The organism is Streptomyces sp. 3214.6 (genome assembly GCF_900129855.1).
GTDB lineage: Bacteria > Actinomycetota > Actinomycetes > Streptomycetales > Streptomycetaceae > Streptomyces > Streptomyces soliscabiei.
In genome coordinates, this window is sequence record NZ_LT670819.1 from 3,394,046 (window position 1) to 3,411,042 (window position 16,997).

Consider the following 16,997-nt stretch of genomic DNA (forward strand, 5'->3'; position numbering starts at 1 on the left):
ACGAGCCTATCGGCCCGCACCGACATCCCCGCCGGGCCGTTGCGCAGCGTTTACCTGCCCGACCGGTCCCCCGGGGTCGCCGCCGGCGCTCTCTTCCCCCGTCAACAGGCGCTCCAGCGCGGCACGATCGGGCAGACCCTCCGGTCGTACGACGTCGCCGGTGCGCACGTACAGGAACGCGGCTGTGACGGATTCCACGGGCACCCCCTGCTGCTCGGCCCAGGCGAGCCGGTAGAGGGCAAGCTGGAGAGGGTCGGCGGTGCGGGCTCGGTGCGTCTTCCAGTCGACGATGTCGTACGTCGCCGCGTCGCCGTCGCCCTCCTTGTAGACGGCGTCGATACGGCCCCTCACGACACGGCCGGCGAGTGCGAGCTGGAAGGGGGTCTCGACGCGGTAGGGCGTGCGGTGGGCGTACTCGGTGCGTTCGAACGCTTCCTTGAGGGCTTCCAGGTCCCGTTCGTCGGCGATCTCGGCGTCGGTGGTCTCGGCGTCGCCGCCGGGCAGCTCGTCCGGTTCCAGCAGGGGGAGCGTCAACGCCTCGAAGCGGGCCTCCACCCAAGCGTGGAACCGGGTGCCCCGGCGCGCGGCCGGTTGCGGGGGGCGCGGCATGGGGCGCGCGAGTTCCTGCGCGAGACCGTCCGGGTCGGCGGCCAGGCGCATCACCTGCGAGGCGGTCAGGGTCGTCGGCAGGGGGACGTCCGTGACGCTCCGGCGGGTGCGCAGAAGCTCGCCGGCGAGCGCGTCGAGGTCGCGGTCCCAGGAGGCGACGGTGCGGGCTTCCTCGGGGGTGAGGGAGCTCCGGCGCGGGTGGGCGGCGCGGGGGCGCGCGACGGGGGGTTCCGGGGCCGTGGCCTGGTGCGGGACGGCCGGGCGGTCTGCGGTCCACTCATCCCAGTCGCCGGGGTCGTCCTCGAAGGGGGCGTCCTCGAAGGGGTCGGCCTCGTCGTAGGGCGGCTCGTCGCCGTGGGCGAGCTCGTCCTCGTCGGGTGGTGCGGGCCAGTCCGGGTCGTCGTAGGTCTCGGGGTCGTGGGTGGCGGTGGCGCCGTCGCCGGGCGAGGCGAGGTCGTGCAGGTGGGCGAGGACGGTCTCGGCGGCGGCGCGACGGCGGGCCAGGGCGGCGTCGTCCAGGGGGAGCGGCCAGACCTGGTCGGCGCTCGCGCGGTGCAGGGTGGGATTCTCCTCGTCCTCCTCCGGCTCGTCCGCCCAGGCCTCGATCTCGCCGTGTCCGGCCGCGCAGTGGTCGTGGAGGGCCTGGAGGAAGTCGGAGGGGCCGCGGGGTTTCTTCTGGGTGGGGCCCCACCAGTGGCCGGAGCCGAGCAGCAGGGAGCGGGGGCGGGTGAAGGTGACGTAGCCGAGGCGGAGCTCCTCGGTGTGCTGGTGGTCCTTCATGGCCTCGTGGAAGGCCTTCATGCCCCGTGCGTCCCAGGAGTCGAGGTCGGGGAGCGTGTCGGCGTCGCCGCGCAGTTCGTGCGGCAGCACCTTGGCCTGCGCGGTCCACTTCTCTCGGCCCTGACCGCTGGGGAAGGTGCCGCTGACCAGGCCGGGTACGGCGACGACGTCCCACTCCAGGCCCTTGGACTTGTGCGCGGTGAGCACCTTGACGGTGTTCTCGCCGCCGGGGAGGGCGTTGTCGAGGCCCTTCTCGTACTGGGCGGCGGTGCGCAGGAAGCCGAGGAAGGCGAGCAGGCTCGCCTCGTTCTCGCCGGCGGCGAAGGAGGCGGCGATGTCGAGGAAGTTGGACAGGGTCTCGCGGCGGCGGGCTGCCAGGGCATGCGGGGACGCCGACAGTTCGACCTCGAGGCCGGTGACGGCGAGGACGCGGTGCAGGACGTCCATCAGGGGGTCGGCCAGGGAGCGGCGCAGGTCGCGCAGTTCGGTGGCGAACCGGGCGAACCGCACGCGCGCGTCCGGCGAGAAGGGCAGTCCGTCGTCCTCCCCCGCCCCGTCCGCGCCGTACAGGGGTGACTCCAGGAACGTGTCGAGGGCGTCCGCGAGCGATATCACCTCGGACGGGTCGACCCCCTCGACGGCCTCGGCGAGGCGGCGGTCCGGGTCGTCGTCGCCGTCCCCGCGCGCGTGGCTGACGAGCAGTCGGGCCCGTCGGCCCAGGAGGGCGAGATCGCGGGGGCCGATGCGCCAGCGCGGGCCGGTCAGCAGCCGCACCAGGGAGGCGTTGGCGCCGGGATCCTGCAGCACCTCGCAGACCGCGACCAGGTCGGCGACCTCGGGCAGGTGCAGCAGCCCGGACAGGCCCACGACCTCGACGGGGACGTCCCGGGCCACCAGCGCGCCCTGGATCTGCGCGAAGTCGGTGGCCGTGCGGCACAGGACGGCGATCTCACCGGGCGGCGTGCCGGTGCGCACGAGATGGGCGACAGAGTCTGCGATCCAGTCCATCTCCTCGGCGTGGGTGGCCAGGAGGGCGCAGCGGACCACTCCGTCGCGTTCGGCGCCGGGGGCCGGGCGCAGCGCCTCCACGCCCGCGTGCAGGGCGCGCAGCGGCTCGGCCATGCTGTTGGCGAGGTCCAGGAGGCGGCCGCCGCTGCGGCGGTTCTCGCTGAGCGAGTGGCGCTGCGCCCTGCTTCCGTCGGTGTGTGCGAAGTGCTCGGGGAAGTCGTCGAGGTTGGCCACGGAGGCGCCACGCCAGCCGTAGATGGCCTGGCAGGGGTCGCCGACGGCCGTCACGGGATGCCCGGTGCCCCCGCCGAACAGGCCGGCCAGGAGGATGCGCTGGGCGACGGAGGTGTCCTGGTACTCGTCGAGGAGGACGACGCGGAACTCGTCGCGCAGGATCGGGCCCACTTCGGGTACCTGGCCGAGCCGGGCCGCCATGGCGATCTGGTCGCCGAAGTCGAGCAGGTCGCGCTCGCGCTTGGCGGCCCGGTAGCGCAGCACCAGGTCGGCCAGCTCGCGCCGCGCGGCGGCGGTCTCGGGGACCTTGCGCAGGTCGGCGTTGGTGAGCTTGGCGCCCTCCAGGGTGCGCAGCAGCCCGGCGTCCCACGCGCGCAGGTCCTCGGGCCGGACGAGGTGTTCGGCGAGTTCGGCGTCGAGCGCGAGGAGGTCGCTGATCAGGTCGGCGAAGGAGCGGGTGAGCGAGGGGTAGGGGCCGGGCGCTTCGCGCAGCACGCGCGCGGCGAGCTGGTAGCGGGTGGCGTCGGCGAGCAGGCGGGAGGTGGGCTCCAGGCCGATGCGCAGGCCGTGGTCGCTCAGGAGACGGCCCGCGAAGGCGTGGTAGGTGGAGATCACCGGCTCGCCGGGCGGGTTGTCGGGGTCGATGACGTCGGGGTCGGTGACGCCCGCCTTGAGCAGGGCCTTGCGGACACGTTCGGCGAGTTCTCCGGCGGCCTTGTTGGTGAAGGTCAGGCCGAGGACCTGTTCAGGGGCGACCTGGCCGGTGCCGACCAGCCACACCACGCGGGCGGCCATCACCGTCGTCTTGCCCGATCCGGCGCCGGCCACGATCACCTGCGGGGCGGGCGGCGCGGTGATGCAGGCCGTCTGCTCCGGGGTGAAGGGGATCCCGAGGAGCTCCTTGAGCTGCTCGGGATCGCTGATACGGGCGGGCATGGGGAGAGGCTAACCGCGGGCACTGACAGTCGAGGACCCGGCGGTCATTCCACGACGTGCCGTCCCTCGGGCCGGGCGCTGCACGAGGCGCGGAACGCGCAGTGGGTGCACTGCTGGCCGGCGGTCGGCGTGAACCGTTCGTCGAGGACCTTGCCGGCCGCCGTGGCGAGCAGGTCGCCAACCCACTCCCCCGCCGCGCCCTCAAGGGCTTCCTGCGCCTGTACCTTGGGCAGGCTCTCGCCCCCGTCGCGCTTGGCGGCGCCCTGGCGCAGCTGGACGAGTTCGGCGCCGCCCGGTGCGGGCCGTACGCCGTCGAAGGCCTCGTCGACGGCGCCCTCGCGGACGGCGAGCTGGTACACGGCGAGCTGGGGGTGGCGTTCCACCTCGCGGGCGGTCGGCGCCTGCTTGCCGGTCTTGAAGTCGACGACATAGGCGCGGCCCTCGCCGTCCGCCTCGACGCGGTCCATCTGGCCGCGGATGCGCACCTCGTAGTCGCCCGCTTCGAGGGTGACGTCGAAGTCGTGCTCGCTGGCGACCGGGGTGCGGCCCGTGCGGTCCATCACATGCCACTTCAGGAAGCGTTCGAGTGCCGCACGCGCGTGTGCCTTCTCATGCGTGGACTTCCACGGGGCGTCGAAGGCGAGGGCGTTCCACACGGAGTCGAGGCGCTCCATGAGGACGTCGAGGTCGGCGGGGGTGTGCCCGGAGGCGACCTCGTCGGCGAGGACGTGCACCACGTTGCCGAAGCCCTGGGCGGCGGTGGCCGGGGCGTCGGCCTTCACCTCGCGGCCCAGGAACCACTGCAGGGCACAGGTGTTGGCGAGCTGGTCGAGGGCGCTGCCGGACAGCACGACGGGCTGGTCGCGGTTGCGCAGCGGAACCTTGCTCTCGGTCGGCTCGAACATGCCCCACCAGCGGTAGGGGTGGGCGGACGGCACCAGGGGCCTGCCGTCCTCGTCGGCGAGCGCGGCCAGCCGGGCCAGGCGGCGGGCGGCGGCCTCCCTGAGGGTGGCGGAGGCGCGCGGGTCGACCGTCGTGGCGCGCAGTTCGGCGACCAGCGCGGCGACCGACAGGGGGCGGCGCGGGCGACCCGTGACGTCCTTGGGTTCGACGCCGAGTTCGGTCAGGAAACGGGAGGGCTGGTCGCCGTCGTCGGCGGGCGCCTTGACGGCGGTGACGACGAGGCGCTCCCGCGCGCGTGTGGCGGCGACGTAGAACAGGCGGCGTTCCTCGGCGAGCAGCGCGCCCGGGGTGAGCGGCTCGGCGAGTCCGTCGCGGCCGATGCGGTCGGCCTCCAGGAGGGAGCCGCGGCGCCGCAGGTCCGGCCACAGGCCCTCCTGGACGCCTGCCACGACGACCAGGCTCCACTCCAGGCCCTTGGCGCGGTGGGCGGTCATCAGGCGTACGGCGTCGGGGCGCACGGCACGCCGGGTGAGGGTGTCGGCGGCGATGTCCTCGGCCTCGATCTCGGCCAGGAAGTTCAGGGCGCCCCGGCCGCCGGTGCGCTCCTCCGCGCGCGCGGCGGTGGCGAACAGCGCGCACACGGCGTCCAGGTCCCGGTCGGCGTTGCGGCCGGCCGCGCCGCCGCGCCGGGCCGCCCGTTCCAGGCGCGCAGGCCAGGGTGTGCCGTCCCAGAGGTCCCACAGGGCCTCCTCGGCCGTGCCGCCGCGCGCGAGGCGCTCACGGGCCGTCGCCAGCAGCGCGCCCAGGCGCTGGGCGCCGCGCGCGTACGTCGGGTCGTGGGCGACCAGCCGCTCGGGCTCGGCCAGGGCGCGTGCGAGCAGTTCGTCGGAGGGCGGCGGCAACGGGTTGCCCGCGGCGCGCTCCTCCTCGCGCAGGGCGCGTCCGAGGCGGCGCAGATCGGCGGCGTCCATGCCGGCGAGGGGTGAGGTGAGGAGCGTGAGGGCGGTTTCGGTGTCCAGCAGGCACGGAGCGTCGGCCCGGGCGTCATCGGAGTCCTCCTGCGGTCGTACGGACGCCTCCGCGACCGCCCGCAGGGCCGTCAGCAGGGGGGCCACCGCCGGTTCGTGGCGCAGGGGGAGGTCGTCGCCGTCGATGTCGAGGGGGACGCCCGCGGCGGTGAGGGCTCGGCGGACCGTCGGGATCGTGCGGGAGCCCGCGCGTACCAGGACGGCCATCTCGCCCCAGGGCACGCCGTCCTCCAGGTGCGCGCGGCGCAGGATGTCGGCGACGTTGTCCAGCTCGGTGCCGGGCGTCGGGTACGTGTAGACCTCGACGCGGCCCGAGTCGCGTGCGGCGGCCAGTTCACGGTGGGCGCGGACCTTCTCGGCCGGCAGGCGGGTCAGGGGCATCCGCTGGGTCAGCAGCCGGGTGGCGGCCAGCAGGGCGGCGCCTGAGCGGCGGGAGGTGCGCAGGACCTCCACGGGAGCTGGACGGCCGTCGGGGCGGGGGAAGGCCTGCGGGAAGTCCAGGATGCCGTTCACGTCGGCGCCCCGGAACGTGTAGATCGACTGGTCGGGGTCCCCGAAGGCGACCAGGGTGCGGCCGTCGCCGGCCAGAGCGTGCAGCAGGCGCACCTGGGCGGGATCGGTGTCCTGGTACTCGTCGACGAACACGGCGTCGTACTGAGCGGCGAGCCGCTCGGCGGCCTCGGGGCGGTGGGCGAGGAGGACCGCGCGGTGCACGAGTTCCGCGTAGTCGATCACGCCGTGCAGGTCGAGCACGTCGAGGTACTCGGCGAGGAAGGCGGCCGCGGCACGCCAGTCGGGGCGGCCGATGCGGTGGGCGAAGGCGTCCAGGGCCGCGGGGTCGAGGCCCAGTTCGCGGCTGCGGGCGAGGACCGCGCGGACCTCGTCGGCGAAGCCGCGGGTGGTGAGACAGGCGCGCAGTTCGTCCGGCCAGCGCACATGCGCGAGACCGAGCCGTTGCAGGTCGAGCTGTCCGGCGAGCAGCTCTCGGACGGCCACGTCCTGCTCGGGGCCGGACAGCAGCCGCAGGGGTTCCACGAACAGGTCCGCGTCCTGGTGGGCGCGGATCAGGGCGTAGCAGTAGGAGTGGAAGGTGGTCGCCTGGGGCGCGCGGGCGGCGCCCATGCGAAGTGCCATCCGGTCCCGCAGCTCGACGGCCGCCTTGCGGCTGAACGTGAGGACCAGCACGCGCGCGGGGTCTGCGCCACGAGCGATCCGGGCCGCCACGGACTCGACGAGCGTGGTCGTCTTTCCGGTACCCGGGCCTGCGAGAACGAGCAGCGGACCGGACCCGTGGTCAACCACGGAGCGCTGGGCGGCGTCCAGACGAGGGGGACCCACCCGGGCCGGCGGGGTATGCACCAGTCGGTAAGCGCCACGGTTCCCCTGTCGCCCCTGGGGGTGCGACAGGCGCCTGGTGGAGGAAGAGGAGCTCACGTGGTTCGCCGGTCCTGGTGGGTGTGCTGGTTGGCCGGGGGCCGCCTTCTGCGCCCCGCGCCCCTCGAACGTACGTCATGCCACCGACGTGCCCGGTTTCGCCGGTTTCCCTCGTACGGGCCCAAGGCTCCCCTCAGGCACCTCCGATGGCGGAAGCTGTCAGGTGTGACCTTCCGCGCGTTCGCCGCCGTCCCACCGCGCCCGCCTCATGTCGAGGCGCGGCACATGGCCCTCGGCGGCTCTGCTCGCCTGCTTCAGGGGCGTGCCCTCGGCGCGGTAGTGGTTCAGCGCCCGCAGTTCGTGCCCGGGCAGGAGCACCCCGTCCGCGCGCACGACACGCCACCACGGGGCGGCGCCCCCGTAGAGGGCCATCACACGTCCGACCTGACGGGGGCCGCCCTCCTCGAGCCATTCGGCGACGTCCCCGTACGTCATGACCCGCCCGGGCGGGATCAGCTCCGTGACCTCGAGGACCCGCTCGGCGTACTCCGGCAGCGCGTCCGTGTACTCCGGGCGGGCGTCGTCCGGAAGGCTCTGCTCGCTCATCCGCCCCATCCTGCCCCACCCCACCGACAATGCGACGAGCCCGCGACCCCGGGTGCCCCTCGCCCCCGGGCGGCGCTTCGGGCAGACTGTGCGCCCCCGCATTTGCACCCTGATGCCCCCGTGTGTCGGTGGGGCATGCCACCATCGTGCGAGCGGTGACCGGTGATACGAGATCAAGAAGAGACGATGAAGCAGCAGGGTGTGCAGCCTGAGGGCGCGGAGGACGCCTCCGAGGCCGCCGCGTCGCGCCCTGGCATCGCCGAACCACCGCAAGGCCGGGAAGCACAGGAAGAACAGACACCGGAAGAGGTGCACATCGACGAGGTCGAGGGCGACGAACCGCTGCTCCCCGCGCGCGTGCACCGCCCTTCCGACCTGATGCGGCTGCTGGTCGGCGTGCTCGCCGTCGTCCTGCTCCTGGCCATCGCCGCGTTCGCACACGGGACGACCTCTGGGCTCGAACAGGACATCAACAAGGGCACCGGGCAGGCCCCCGATCTCCTCATCAAGATCGCCGGTCTGGCGTCCAGCATCGCAATCCTGCTGGTGCCGGTCGCGTTCGCGATCGAACGGCTGATCAAACGGGACGGGCTGCGCATCGCCGACGGTGTGCTCGCCGCGGTCCTCGCCCACGGTGTCACCCTCGCCACCGACCTATGGGTCGCGAAGGCCGCGCCGGACTCGATCCAGGAGGCCCTCACCCAGCCCTCCCCCGGTGACATCCACGCCCTCACCGACCCGGTGCACGGCTACCTCGCGCCCGTCATCGCGTATATGACGGCCGTCGGCATGTCCCGTCGGCCGCGCTGGCGCTCGGTGCTGTGGATCGTGCTGCTCCTCGACGCGTTCTCGATGCTCGTCACCGGCTACACGACACCGTTCTCGATCATCCTCACCGTGCTGATCGGCTGGACGGTGGCCTACGGCACGCTGTACGCGGTCGGCTCGCCGAACGTGCGCCCCACAGGGCGGACGCTGATGGCGGGCCTGCGGCACGTCGGCTTCCGCCCGGTGAGCGCGGCCCGCGAGGACAGCCCGGACGCGGCGGAGGGCGACCGTGGCCGACGCTATTTCGTCACCCTGGAGGACGGTCCGCCGCTGGACGTCACGGTCGTCGACCGGGAACAGCAGGCCCAGGGGTTCTTCTACCGGGCATGGCGCAATCTGACCCTGCGCGGCTTCGCCACCCGCAGCAGCCTGCAGTCGCTGCGCCAGGCGCTGGAGCAGGAGGCACTGCTCGCCTACGCGGCCATCGCGGCCGGCGCCAACGCGCCGAAACTGATCGCGACCTCCGAGCTCGGCCCCGACGCGGTGATACTCGTCTACGAGCACACCGGCGGCCGCACCCTCGATTCGCTGGCGGACGAGGAGATCACCGACGACCTGCTGCGCAACACCTGGCGCCAGGTGCGGTCCTTGCAGTCGCGGCGCATCGCGCACCGTCGGCTCGCGGGTGACGCGATACTGGTGGATCGTTCCGGCACGGTGATCCTCACCGATCTGCGCGGCGGCGAGATCGCGGCCGGCGATCTGCTGCTGCGGATGGACGTCGCCCAGTTGGTGACGACGCTCGGCCTGCGGGTGGGCGCCGAACGGGCGGTGGCCTCCGCGGTGGGCGTGCTCGGACCGGACGCGGTCGCGGACTGTCTGCCGATGCTCCAGCCCATCGCACTGACCCGCTCCACGCGCGCGACGCTGCGCCGACTCGCACGCGAGCGTGCACAGCGCGAACGCGAGGCGGTCCTGGAAGCCTCCCAGCAGGCCAAGCAGGCCCGCCTGGAGGCTACCGGCGACGACAGCGAGACCGTCACCCCGGAGAGACCCGGCAAGAAGGCCGTCCGCGCGGAGGCGCGGGCCGAGAAGCGGGCCATCGACGAGGCACTGGAGGGGGCACGCGAGGAGGACCTGCTGACGCAGATCCGGCACCAGGTGCTGCTGATCCGGCCCCAGGCGCCGGTGGAGCCGGCCCGCCTGGAGCGGGTACGGCCGCGCACTCTGATGAGCTTCATCGCCGGAGCCATCGGCGCGTACTTCCTGCTGACGCAGCTCACCCACATCGAGTTCGGTCCGCTCGTCGCCAACGCCGAGTGGGGCTGGGTCGCCGCGGCCGTGTTCTTCTCGGCGCTGAGCTACGTCGCCGCGGCGATGAGCCTGCTGGGGTTCGTGCCGGAGCGGGTGCCGTTCCCGCGGACCGTGGCCGCGCAGGTCGCCGGGTCGTTCGTGAAGATCGTGGCCCCGGCCGCGGTCGGCGGGGTCGCCCTCAACACGCGCTTCCTGCAGCGCGCCGGGGTGCGGCCCGGCCTAGCCGTGGCCAGCGTCGGCGCCTCGCAGCTGTTCGGGCTCGGCTGCCACATCCTGATGCTGCTGTCGTTCGGCTACCTCACCGGCACCGAGAAGACGCCGTCGCTGTCGCCGTCCCGCACGGTCATCGCGGGTCTGCTCACGGTGGCGGTGCTCGTGCTCGTGGTGACGTCGGTGCCGTTCCTGCGGAAGTTCGTCGTCACGCGCGTGAGGTCGCTGTTCGCGGGCGTCGTGCCGCGCATGCTGGACGTGCTGCAGCGGCCGCAGAAGCTGGTCACCGGCATCGGCGGCATGCTCCTGCTGACCGCCTGCTTCGTGATGTGCCTGGACGCGTCGATCCGCGCGTTCGGCGACGAGTCGACCTCGCTCAGCATCGCAAGCGTCGCCGTCGTCTTCCTCGCCGGCAACGCACTCGGTTCCGCCGCCCCGACGCCGGGCGGAGTCGGCGCCGTCGAGGCGACCCTGACGGTCGGTCTGATCGCGGTGGGACTGCCCAAGGAGGTAGCGGCTCCCGCGGTGCTGCTGTTCCGCCTGCTCACGCTGTGGCTGCCCGTGCTGCCGGGCTGGCTGGCCTTCAACCACCTGAGCCGCAAGGGCGCCCTGTAGCAGGGCGTGGGCGCCCGTACCTCGTACGGCCCGCGCCCCGCGCGCGTGCCCGCGGGCGACCGCAGGATGGGATCATGCCGAACCCGTCCCGTCTGCGTGCCGCCGCCGTGACCGCCACCGCCCTTCTGCTGTCTTCGCTGGTGGCGGGCTGCGGCGACGACGCGCAGGACGGGGACCTGACGGCGCAGAAGTTGAGCTGGCAGGACTGCCCGGCGCCCTCTCCGGCCGAGGGCGGCGGCAGCGCCCCGTCCCCGCTGCCGGACGGCGACCAGTGGCAGTGCGCCACGATGAAGGCGCCCGTGGACTGGACCGACCCCAAGGGCGACACGATCGGCATCGCGCTGATCCGGGCCCGGGCGAGCGGCGACGCGAGCGGGCGGATCGGCTCACTGGTCTTCAACTTCGGCGGCCCCGGCGGCTCGGGCGTCTCCACCCTGCCCGCCTTCGGCACCGAATACGCGGCCCTGCGCACCCGTTACGACCTGGTGAGCTTCGACCCGCGCGGGGTCGGCCGCAGCGCCGGCGTGCGATGCGAGAACGACCAGCAACTCGACGCGTACTTCCAGCAGGACGCCACGCCCGACGACGCGGCCGAGCGCACCGCGCTGCTGGACAACACCAAGCACTTCAACGCGGCCTGCGAGAAGAACTCCGAGAAGATGCTGCCGCATGTGCGGACCACGGACGCGGCCCGCGACATGGACCTGATGCGCCAGGTCCTCGGCGACGGGAAACTGCACTACTTCGGCATCTCCTACGGCACCGAACTGGGCGGCGTGTACGCCCACCTGTTCCCGAAGAACGTGGGGCGTGCCGTCTTCGACGCGGTCGTCGACCCGACGCAGACGTCCGAGCAGGGCTCCCTCGGGCAGGCCAAAGGATTCCAGCTCGCGCTCGACAACTTCGCCGAGGACTGCACGTCCAAGGCGGCGGCCTGCCCCGTCGGGGACACCGCGCAGGACGTGAAGGACCGGATCGCCAGGTTCCTCAACGACCTGGACGGCAAGCCGATCCCGGGCATCTTCCCGCGCGAACTGACCCAGAGCGCCGCGACCAACGGCATCGCGCAGGCCCTGTACTCCAAGGACTTCTGGGAGTACCTCACCGAGGGCCTGGAGCAGGCCTACGCCGGGGACGGCAGGATTCTGCTGCTGCTGTCCGACCTGATGAACGGGCGCAGCGAGAACGGCGAGTACAGCAACATCACGGCCGCCAATGTCTCCATCAACTGCGCCGACGACAAGCCGCGTTACTCCACCGCCTACGTGGAGGAGAAGCTGCCGGAGTTCCGGGCCGCCTCCAGCCTGTTCGGCGACTTCCTGGCCTGGGGGATGGTCAGCTGCACCGACTGGGCCGTGCCGGGCGCGGCTGACCATCCGGACGTGAGCGCGCCAGGCTCGGCGCCGATCCTCGTCGTGGGCAACACCGGTGACCCGGCGACCCCGTACGCAGGGGCGCGGAAGATGGTGGAAGCGCTGGGCAAGGGCGTCGGGGTCGAGCTGACGTACAAGGGGCAGGGGCACGGTGCGTACGACAGCAAGAACAAGTGCGTGCAGGCGGCGGTGAACGGCTATCTACTCAACGGCAAGACGCCGGCCGCAGGAACCGTCTGCTCCTGACCTCAGGCCCCCGACCCCTCCCACTTTTCCGGAAAACCAGCAGGTCAAAAGGTTATCCACAGGCTCAGACGGTCAGGCTTGACTCCGCCTAATATGGCCTGACAGCCGTCCGCCGCCGAGTGCGGGCGGCCTGCGAGGGGGGACATGCACATGGCGCGATTCGTACGGTGGGTGGCGCTGGGGGCCGCCGCCGCGCTGCTGGGGGCAGGCTGCAGCAGCGGCACGTCGGACGGCGGCGAGGACGGTAAGGACGGCTCGGCCGGCGCGCGCCCCTCGGCCGCCTCCTCCGGGGCGACGGCCGCGGCGGCGGCCCCGCCCGCCGCCCTGACCGGGCAGAAGCTCGACTGGGGGCGCTGCAAGGCCACCAAGGACTCCGCCGCACCGGACAGCGACTGGCAGTGCGCGACCCTGAAGGTGCCGCTGGACTGGTCGAAGCCGGACGGCAACACCATCGGCCTCGCCCTGGTGCGCGCCAAGTCCCGCGCCGGCGGAGGCGATCGGACCGGCTCGCTGCTGTTCAACTTCGGCGGCCCCGGCGGCTCGGGCGTATCGACGCTCCCCTCCTACGGCTCCGCGTTCTCCTCGCTCCGCGACCACTACGACCTGGTGAGCTGGGACCCGCGCGGCGTCGGCGCCAGCGAGGGCGTCCGCTGCCGCAGCGACAAGGACATCCAGACCGCCGAGTCCCTCGATTCCACCCCGGACACCCCGGCCGAGGAACAGGCCTACTTCCAGGACGCCACCGACTTCGGCAAGGGCTGTCAGAAGGCCGCGGGCGAGCTGATGGCCCATGTGTCGACGACCGACACCGCCCGCGACATGGACCTGATGCGCCAGGTCCTCGGCGACGCGAAGATGCACTACTTCGGCATCTCCTACGGCACCGAACTGGGCGGCGTGTACGCCCACCTGTTCCCCAAGAACGTGGGACGGCTGATCCTCGACGCGGTCGTCGACCCGAGCGCCGACTCGGTGGGCCACGCGCAGAACCAGGCACGCGGCTTCCAGCGGGCGCTGGACGACTACCTCAAGTCGACGGGCCAGGACCCCGCGAAGGGCAGCAAGAAGATCGCCGACCTGCTGGACGGGATCGACGCCAAGCCGCTGCCCACGTCGGACGGTCGGAAGCTGACACAGACGCTCGCGGTCACCGGCATCGTGCTGCCGCTGTACAGCAAGTCGGGCTGGCCGAGCCTGACCAGCGCCCTGAAGGCGGCCGAGGCCGGGGACGGCTCCGAACTGCTGACGCTCGCCGACGGCTACAACGAGCGGGACACCTCGGGGCACTACGGCACGACGACCCACTCGCAACGGGTCATATCGTGCTTGGACGACAAGCAGCGGCCGACCGCCGAGGAGACGAAGAGGCTGCTGCCGGAGTTCGAGAAGATCTCGCCCGTGTTCGGGGACTTCCTCGGCTGGGACACGGCCGGATGGTGCCACGACTGGCCGGTGGCCGGGCAGTACGACACCCCCGAGGTGAGCGCGGCCGGTGCGGCGCCGATCCTGCTGGTCGGCAACACCGGCGACCCGGCGACGCCGTACGAGGGCGCGCGGAAGATGGCCGACGAGCTGGGCAAGGGCGTCGGGGTACTGCTCACCTGGAAGGGCGAGGGGCACGGTGCGTACGGGAGCGGGAGCAGCTGCGTCGACTCGGCGGTGAACGCGTACCTGTTGAAGGGGACGGTGCCGAAGGACGGCACGGTCTGCTCATGACGACGGCGGGGGCTTCGCGCACTCGTGGTACGCGAAACCCCCGCCGATCCGACCGGGAAGACCGGTGGGCAGAGCGTGCGGCCGGGTCAGTAGATCGGCTTGCTCGGCTCGATCTGGTTGACCCAGCCGATCACGCCGCCGCCGACGTGCACGGCGTCCGCGAAGCCCGCGGACTTCAGCACCGCGAGGACCTCCGCGCTGCGGACACCCGTCTTGCAGTGCAGGACGATCTTCTTGTCCTGCGGCAGGCCCTCCAGGGCGGTGCCGAGGAGGAACTCGTTCTTCGGGATCAGCTTGGCGCCCGGGATGGAGACGATCTCGTACTCGTTCGGCTCGCGGACGTCGATGATCTCGATGTTCTCGCCGTCGTCGATCCACTCCTTGAGCTGCTTGGGAGTGATCGTCGCGCCGGCGGCCGCCGCCTGGGCCTCTTCGGAGACGACGCCGCAGAAGGCCTCGTAGTCGATGAGCTCGGTGACGGTCGGGTTCTCGCCGCAGACCGCGCAGTCGGGGTCCTTGCGGACCTTGACCTGGCGGTACTGCATCTCCAGGGCGTCGTAGATCATCAGACGGCCGACCAGCGGCTCACCGGTGCCGGTGAGGACCTTGATCGCCTCGGTGACCTGGATGGAGCCGATGGACGCGCACAGCACGCCCAGCACGCCGCCCTCGGCGCAGGAGGGGACCATGCCCGGCGGCGGGGGCTCCGGGTAGAGGCAGCGGTAGCAGGGGCCGTGCTCGGACCAGAACACGGAGGCCTGGCCGTCGAAGCGGTAGATCGAGCCCCACACGTACGGCTTGTTCAGCAGCACACACGCGTCGTTGACCAGGTAGCGGGTCGCGAAGTTGTCCGTGCCGTCGACGATCAGGTCGTACTGGCTGAAGATGTCCATCACGTTCTCGGCCTCGAGCCGCTCTTCGTGAAGGATCACGTTCACGTACGGGTTGATGCCGAGGACGGAGTCGCGGGCGGACGCGGCCTTGGAGCGGCCGATGTCGGCCTGGCTGTGGATGATCTGGCGCTGCAGGTTCGACTCGTCGACCTCGTCGAACTCCACGATGCCGAGCGTACCCACGCCCGCCGCGGCCAGGTACATCAGCGCCGGCGAGCCAAGGCCGCCGGCGCCCACACAGAGCACCTTGGCGTTCTTCAGCCGCTTCTGCCCGTCCATCCCCACATCCGGGATGATCAGGTGGCGGGAGTACCGTCGAACCTCGTCTACGGTGAGCTCAGAGGCTGGCTCGACCAGGGGTGGCAGCGACACGGGGACTCCGTTGGTCGGTCGATCACTACAGTTGTTCTCTCCGTAACACTGCCATGGCCATCTTCATTCCGAGACACCCGTTCCGATCCGCGAGACGAGTTCGTCCCAGTAGCCGGGCATGGTCTCCCAGGGGTCAGTCAGGTCGCCGCGGTCGGTGCCGTCGGTGAACCAGATCGTCGCGGCGCCCTGCCAGCGGGCGATGCGCAGCGCCTCGTCGAGGTGGCCGCGCGGCAGGCCGTGCACGAAGTGGCAGAAGCGCTCGGGTGGATGGTCCGAGGTCCACTCGGCCACCTGCGACCAGCGGTAATCGCTCCAGGGGCCGGAGAAGGTGACCAACTGGTCGGCGTGCTCGGCGTATCCCGGGTACGGGTGGGTGCCGTGGCCGAGGACGATGTGGGACGCGTCACGCAGGGCGCGGAGCGTGCCGACCGTGCGGCGCAGCTCGGGGAGGGCGGTGCGGTCGGCCGGGCAGCGGTCCAGGAGGAAGCCGTCGACCCGGTACCAGTCGAGGTACCGCTGCGCGTCGGAGACGACCTCGGCGAAGGCGCGCGCCCCGTAGCAGGTGTCGATGTTGCCGAGGACCCGGATGCCCGCGTTGCGCAGCCGGCCCGCGGATTCCAGGCAGCGCGGGTCGGGGCGGACGCCGGGGCCGTCGGCGACGTCGAGGACGACCCAGTGCAGCGGCTTGCCGGGGCGGGCGAGTTCGCCCCACTCCGCGGGCGCGAGGAGGGGGTGCGCGATACCGGGGACGCCGAGGCCAGTGCGGACGTCGGTGGTACCGGCGCTCGCGGTGCCCACCGGGGTTCCCGTCAGATACGACATGCCGCCTCCATCCAGATGTCGGCGAGGGACTCCTCGAGGTTGATCCGGGGCCGCCAGCCGAGCCGGTCGCGGGCGGTGCGCACATCGGCCTGCTGCCAGCTGCCGCAGCCGTCCGGGTACGGAAACGCGACGGGGCCCGCATGGTCGGACTCCGGGCGGGGGTGGCCGATGGCCGGCCTGAGGTGGCCGCCGGGCGGGCCGTCCAGTTCGTGCAGGGCACCCGCGTACCCGGCCACCCGGGCGAGGATCGACGCGGCGTCGCGCAGCCGGACGGCGCGGCCCGAGCCGATGTTGATGACGCCCTGCGCGGCGGAGAGGGAGGCGGCGTGCACGGCACGGGCCACGTCGCGGACGTCGATGAAGTCGCGCTGCACACCGAGCCCGCCGAGCTTGAGCTCGCCGTCGCCGGACTGCATGGCGCGGCGCATCGCCTCGGCGAGCCGGCCCAGCGGGGAGCCGGCGGGCGTGCCCGGACCCGCGGGCGAGAAGACCCGGAGCACGACGGCGTCCAGACCGGAGCCGAGGACGAGTTCGGTGGCGGCGAGTTTGCTGACGCCGTACGGGCCGCCGGGGCGAGGCACGGCGTCCTCGGCCGTGGAGGAGCCGGGCTGGCTCGGGCCGTACTCGGCGCCGCAGCCGATCTGTACCAGCCGGGCGCCGCAGCCGCTGCGGCGCAGGGCCTCGCAGACGGTGGCGACGGCGACGGTGTTGTGCCGGGTGAGTTCGCGGGCGCCGCCGCGGGTGGTGCCCGCGCAGTTGACGACGACCTGGGGGTGGACCGCGTCGAGGAAGCGGGTGAGGGCGCCGGGGCTGCCGGACGCGAGGTCGAAACGGACGTCGGCGTCGTCGCCGCGGCCGAGCGCGGTGAGCTGGACGGCCGGGTCGGCGAGCAGACGGTCGGCGACGAAACGGCCGAGGTAGCCGTTGGCTCCGATCAGCAGAACCCTCATCGTGCGGCTCCCGGGGTGTGCGCGGCGGCTGTCGCCTGGGCTGCGTGGGCTCCGGTCGCCCGGTGTGCTCCTGCTGCTCCTGTGACCGCGGGGGCTCCTGCGACCGCGGGTGCCCCGGTGGCTCCGGTCCCTCCGGATCGGGAGGTGGTCATCTGGTCTCTCCATTCAAGGGTGATGCGCTGGGTTGCGGCTGGGTGGAGGAGCGCGTGCGTCGTGCGGTCGTGGCACGGTGGGGGTTGC

Annotated in this window: 9 protein-coding genes; 3 read left to right on the forward strand and 6 right to left on the reverse strand. The window is 72.6% G+C overall.

The window, feature by feature from the left end; all coding sequences use genetic code 11:
- Positions 1-6: 6 nt before the first annotated feature.
- The 3 genes from B5557_RS15135 to B5557_RS15145 all read right to left on the reverse strand — a co-directional run bounded on the left by B5557_RS15135 (position 7) and on the right by B5557_RS15145 (position 7,478).
- Entirely contained in the window at positions 7-3,567 is a 3,561-nt protein-coding gene (locus B5557_RS15135) for an ATP-dependent DNA helicase (RefSeq protein ID WP_079659810.1), read from the reverse strand.
- 44 nt (positions 3,568-3,611) lie between these two features.
- Positions 3,612-6,932, reverse strand: coding sequence for an ATP-dependent helicase (locus tag B5557_RS15140; RefSeq protein ID WP_079659811.1), 3,321 nt, complete (start codon positions 6,930-6,932; stop codon positions 3,612-3,614).
- A gap of 159 nt (positions 6,933-7,091) precedes the next feature.
- Complete coding sequence (locus B5557_RS15145) at positions 7,092-7,478, reverse strand: MGMT family protein (protein ID WP_079659813.1); 387 nt, start codon at positions 7,476-7,478, stop codon at positions 7,092-7,094.
- A gap of 186 nt (positions 7,479-7,664) precedes the next feature.
- Between B5557_RS15145 and B5557_RS15150 the strand changes: the two genes are divergently transcribed.
- The 3 genes from B5557_RS15150 (at position 7,665) to B5557_RS15160 (ending at position 13,720) form a co-directional block, all read left to right on the forward strand.
- Positions 7,665-10,385 (forward strand): lysylphosphatidylglycerol synthase transmembrane domain-containing protein, encoded by a 2,721-nt coding sequence (locus B5557_RS15150; protein ID WP_173877683.1) that lies wholly within the window; start codon positions 7,665-7,667, stop codon positions 10,383-10,385.
- A gap of 74 nt (positions 10,386-10,459) precedes the next feature.
- Positions 10,460-12,004: an alpha/beta hydrolase gene (locus tag B5557_RS15155; RefSeq protein ID WP_079659816.1), complete on the forward strand. Its 1,545-nt coding sequence runs from the start codon at positions 10,460-10,462 to the stop codon at positions 12,002-12,004.
- A gap of 150 nt (positions 12,005-12,154) precedes the next feature.
- Entirely contained in the window at positions 12,155-13,720 is a 1,566-nt protein-coding gene (locus B5557_RS15160; protein ID WP_079659817.1) for an alpha/beta hydrolase, read from the forward strand.
- 86 nt (positions 13,721-13,806) lie between these two features.
- Here the strand turns inward: B5557_RS15160 and moeZ are convergent, their stop codons facing one another.
- The 3 genes from moeZ to B5557_RS15175 all read right to left on the reverse strand — a co-directional run bounded on the left by moeZ (position 13,807) and on the right by B5557_RS15175 (position 16,757).
- On the reverse strand, positions 13,807-14,985 hold the full coding sequence (moeZ, locus tag B5557_RS15165) for an adenylyltransferase/sulfurtransferase MoeZ (protein WP_079659819.1): 1,179 nt from the start codon (positions 14,983-14,985) through the stop codon (positions 13,807-13,809).
- Between the two features lie 63 nt (positions 14,986-15,048).
- A complete protein-coding gene (locus B5557_RS15170; protein ID WP_079659820.1) occupies positions 15,049-15,807 on the reverse strand; it encodes a spherulation-specific family 4 protein in 759 nt (252 codons plus the stop codon).
- A complete protein-coding gene (locus tag B5557_RS15175; RefSeq protein ID WP_079659822.1) occupies positions 15,795-16,757 on the reverse strand; it encodes an NAD-dependent epimerase/dehydratase family protein in 963 nt (320 codons plus the stop codon). Before B5557_RS15175 ends, B5557_RS15170 begins: the two co-directional genes overlap by 13 nt.
- Positions 16,758-16,997: the final 240 nt, after the last annotated feature.

What these genes read in the sequence shown, in the direction of transcription:
- B5557_RS15160 (WP_079659817.1), top strand. Translation starts at nt 12,155, where the DNA reads ATGGCGCGATTCGTACGGTGGGTGGCGCTGGGGGCCGCCGCCGCGCTG.
- B5557_RS15170 (WP_079659820.1), bottom strand. Translation starts at nt 15,807, where the DNA reads ATGTCGTATCTGACGGGAACCCCGGTGGGCACCGCGAGCGCCGGTACC.
- B5557_RS15150 (WP_173877683.1), top strand. Translation starts at nt 7,665, where the DNA reads ATGAAGCAGCAGGGTGTGCAGCCTGAGGGCGCGGAGGACGCCTCCGAG.
- B5557_RS15135 (WP_079659810.1), bottom strand. Translation starts at nt 3,567, where the DNA reads ATGCCCGCCCGTATCAGCGATCCCGAGCAGCTCAAGGAGCTCCTCGGG.
- B5557_RS15145 (WP_079659813.1), bottom strand. Translation starts at nt 7,478, where the DNA reads ATGAGCGAGCAGAGCCTTCCGGACGACGCCCGCCCGGAGTACACGGAC.
- B5557_RS15155 (WP_079659816.1), top strand. Translation starts at nt 10,460, where the DNA reads ATGCCGAACCCGTCCCGTCTGCGTGCCGCCGCCGTGACCGCCACCGCC.
- B5557_RS15175 (WP_079659822.1), bottom strand. Translation starts at nt 16,757, where the DNA reads ATGAGGGTTCTGCTGATCGGAGCCAACGGCTACCTCGGCCGTTTCGTC.